This is a genomic window from Paenibacillus sp. N119s, assembly GCF_059447605.1.
This window is the reverse complement of sequence record NZ_JCAJRU010000337.1, coordinates 1-4,093: the sequence shown is the minus strand read 5'-3', so window position 1 is coordinate 4,093 and position 4,093 is coordinate 1. Positions and strand designations below refer to the sequence as shown.

The following is a 4,093-nucleotide window of genomic DNA, read 5'->3' as shown; positions in this document are numbered from 1 at the left end:
CAAGATTGAATTGAATCTGCCAACACACATTCCTCCAGCATCCATTGCTTTTGTCATCATCCAGACGAGCCGAATTCCAATATCCAAAAGCGTTCTATGCTAAGTCTATGACAGTGGCTAAAAGGTGTCAATGTTCGTATTTGATGGGAACACCGCGTTCAGACAGCTCATGGTCTCAGCGCATACACCCAACTGCGTTTACGAAGCTCCTTTTCCGTTAAAACGTCCGTATAAAAGCCTTGCACACCCATCTGCTCGTACTCAGTAGCATCCTTCAACTCATTAATCGTATTTACGTAGCACACTGCTCCTGCCTGACGCAAACGTTCTACCAAGTCACCACGCACCCGATTTTCCGGTAAAGTCACTGCCGTGATATCATTGTGTTGGACAAATCGAATAATCTCATCATCCGGATCTTCTGTAGCATAGAGTGTATAAATAATGGATGTATAAGGATAGATATTTCGCAGCGTTTGCAGCATTTCTTCATTATAAATTTGAGGGACAATACGAGACAAAAGCTCGGGATTTTTCTCTTGGGCCTGACGGGTCAGTTGTGCAAACAACTGCTTGATTTGGGCAGGGTCCTGCTCTTTTGTATCAGTCACAATATAGGCATCCGGGTAATTTTCCAATAAATCCAATACATCCTTCCAATCTAATGGAGTATAGGAACCGTGTATGAGGGTGTTTTTAAATTGATGGTAGCTCCAAGGTTTTCCGCTCTGCTTTGTACCAACGGCGTATTCCTGTTGCATTTGTTTTGTAAAGGATTTCGTCCATTCATGGCGTGCCACCAAATGTCCATCCGACGTAAACATCAGGTCGACCTCGAATATGCGGCTGCCTTTTTTATAATTTTCCACAAACGCTTCACGCGCATTGGTATAGACCAAACCGTCAACGGCTCCCATGGCATGCGAAATCACGCGGTGTGTGGTAAAGCCAATATGTTCTTCCGTAGATTGTACTTTGTAAGCCAGTAAAAAAGTGCCGATTAACATTAAAAGAATGACCGCAGCAATCCATCGTTTCATAGGGTGTCACATCCTTTTCGTACAGGTCAATACCCTACATACATCTACTCAAAACACTTCTATATCAGCTGAACTAAAAAATCAGCTATATAGACACAAAAACACCCTCCGGCTAAACCGAAGGGTGACTCTGGATTAATATGCATTTTTGAAACCATTGCGAATCGTACGAAAAATAATTTTGATATCGAATAAGAGCGACCAGTTCTCAATATAGAAGATGTCATGCTTAATCCGTTCCTCAATCGATGTATCTCCGCGCAAACCATTGCTCTGTGCCCAGCCTGTAATTCCGGGACGAACATGATGCTTCACCATATATTTTGGAATTTCCTCGCGGAATTGCTCTACATAATAGGGTCGTTCCGGACGTGGGCCAACGACACTCATATCACCCAGCAGTACGTTGAAAAACTGTGGCAGCTCATCGAGACTCGTTTTACGGATAAAAGTGCCAAAACGTGTGCGTCTTGGGTCATTAGCAGTCGTCCATCCCGTATCTTCTGTTCCAGGAGGCAGCACCTTCATCGAACGAAATTTATACATCCGGAAGGTGCGACGGTTCAAGCCTACCCGCTCTTGCTTGAAAATAATAGGTCCTTTCGACGTAACCTTTACACCAATCGCCACAGCCAGCATAATCGGAGAGGTCAGAATAATGGCGAATAAAGAAAATAAAATATCGAATAGACGCTTAAACAATCGATTCCCTGCTACATCTAGTGGAATATCCCGTACATTGATCATCGGCATACCTGCAAAGTTGTCAAAGTAAGGTCGTGCCGGCAAATAATCAAAGAAATCGGGAATAATAAGCGTGCGCACCCCAGCCTTTTCACACATGTTGATAATCTTGGGGTATTTATCATGCGCATCCAGCGGCAACGCCAGAATGACTTCATCAATCATCAGGCGTGACAGCGTTGGCTCCAATTGATCTAATCCGCCAAGAATCGGGCAATAATGAGCTTCTTCCTCTTTGTTCCAATGCCGTTTATCATCCAGAAATCCCACTACTTCATAGCCTAAATCAGGATACTGTCTTAGATTATGATAAAATCGTTGCCCCAAAGAACCTGCTCCAAGAATGAGCATGAATTGCTTATTGTATCCTTTTTGACGGAGGAGTTTAAGAATTTGCTTCAAAAAATATCGATAAAACAAAATAATCAGCACATTACCAGCCATATAGATCGCTAGGTAGGAACGCGAGATGTCGATCTGTTTTACGAAGAACATCACACTCAACAGTACAAACAGACCGACAATGTGAATCTGGGTAACGCGAAACACATCGTCTGCAAACCTCTTTTTGCGCTTTGGCGAATAGAGTGAGAACAACATCCCCAGCACTACGGCAATCAGACCGTATATTAAACTCCAGCCACCATATACTTGAATAGGAAGCGGCTCTTTATAAGTAATCCATTCACTCTCAAATTTAAAAAACCAAGCGATCAGAAAGGATAACTGAATGACAGCGAAATCCGCCACAATATATAATTGGGTTAAAAAACGCTGATTTCTGCGTATCATGCTTTCACCTCAGTACGAGATTGTTCCCCGCTGTCCGGCTTAACCGGTGCAGACAACTTATTTTTCAGAAAAGCCATTCCAAACTTCACCGTAATTCCCGCATATACGGCCATATTGGTGATCCAGCTGTATTGCTGTTTATAATGCTTACGATGGAATACCCACATCGCTCTATGAAACTCATAAATAATTTTCAAAGGACGACGGCGAGCACTGCCCCCTTTGATATGAATAATATATGTGCGCGGGTAGTAGTAAATGCCCCAACCGGCTTGTTTAATCCGGTAACACCAGTCAATATCCTCACCATACATAAAAAAAGTTTCGTCCAATCCGCCGACCTGGTCAATCGTCTCCTTACGCACCAGCATAAAAGCACCAACCAGTACATCTACAGGATACTCATCATCAGGGCTTAGATGCCCAAGCTGATATTGGTTGTACTTCGGGTTATCCGGGTAACGTTTCGACCAGCCGAAAGCATAGTAAAAAGACGCCGACGGCGTTGGAAACCCTCGCTTACAAGCTTTGTCTAGCGAGCCATCCGGCAGGATGACCTTACAGCCCGATGCCCCTATCTTCGGGTGCGTATCCATAAACTGAATCATTGTATCCAGCGTATCCGGCTGCACCAACGTATCGGAGTTCAGCAGCAACACATAACGCCCGTTAGCTACTTCCATGCCCTGGTTGTTCGCCTTGGCGAAACCTGTATTATCTTTATTGGCTATCAATGTAATCTCCGGGTATGCAGCACGAATAGCCTCAACAGACCCGTCACTGGAGTGATTATCAATAACAATCACTTCATATCGATACTGCGTCTTTGACGCATACACTGACTGCAAACAATCCAGCGTCAATCGACACGTATTATAGTTGACGACCAGTATGCTTACATCCATATTTAAAACGCTCCTGACAAATTCAGTAATCTATTCTACTATCGCCTATTATAGCATACCCCGTCGATCACGGGGCGCAAAAAAGCACACAACTTGTAACCTTACATAGTTGAGGTCTAAAAATCATCGTGGTAAGATATACATGGAAAAAGGGCTGGTGCCAGCCAGCCCCGCGCAACCAACGCTCCAAGAGCGGACGGTTTTGGAACAATCAGGCCGAAAATAGACCCTTCCTTGCGGGGGCGGTCTATTTTCGTTTGTTAGACTCTAACAGTGTGACGATTAACGCCCCGAACGTCAGCATTAAACTGAGCGCCTCAAACACTGTCACAGGCTTCACCCCCCTCCTCGGGAGAGTTAGCCGACCGCCCTTGCCAGCTCTATCGGTTGCACGTTTCAATTATACTATATATTTCCAAAAAGGAACATGCATTCGATGGGTTTTTATCTAGCATTCCGTTGTACCTTTGATTTATTTGACGCTTCTATATGGAAAAAAGTTTCAATATTTTTCCCTTCCGTCTTCTATAATTTCCCCATTATAAAAACAAATTTATAAATCCAGTTGTCCAACCGTGACTGCCTATAGAATGGAGACTGCCCAATATATCT

At 43.9% G+C, this 4,093-nt stretch carries 4 protein-coding genes; all 4 read right to left on the bottom strand.

Features of this window, described 5'->3' with window-relative positions; all coding sequences use genetic code 11:
- Positions 1-167 precede the first annotated feature (167 nt).
- Positions 168-1,040, bottom strand: a complete 873-nt coding sequence (locus tag AC5V8P_RS24035; protein ID WP_064795787.1) for a phosphatidylinositol-specific phospholipase C/glycerophosphodiester phosphodiesterase family protein — start codon at positions 1,038-1,040, stop codon at positions 168-170.
- A 135-nt stretch (positions 1,041-1,175) separates the two neighbouring features.
- On the bottom strand, positions 1,176-2,576 hold the full coding sequence (locus AC5V8P_RS24030; protein WP_064795788.1) for an undecaprenyl-phosphate glucose phosphotransferase: 1,401 nt from the start codon (positions 2,574-2,576) through the stop codon (positions 1,176-1,178).
- Positions 2,573-3,481, bottom strand: coding sequence for a glycosyltransferase family 2 protein (locus AC5V8P_RS24025; protein ID WP_064795789.1), 909 nt, complete (start codon positions 3,479-3,481; stop codon positions 2,573-2,575). Before AC5V8P_RS24025 ends, AC5V8P_RS24030 begins: the two co-directional genes overlap by 4 nt.
- A 247-nt stretch (positions 3,482-3,728) precedes the next feature.
- Positions 3,729-3,806 carry a putative holin-like toxin gene (locus tag AC5V8P_RS24020; RefSeq protein WP_416383389.1) on the bottom strand — a complete coding sequence of 26 codons (78 nt, stop codon included), beginning with the start codon at positions 3,804-3,806 and terminating at the stop codon, positions 3,729-3,731.
- Positions 3,807-4,093 lie beyond the last annotated feature (287 nt).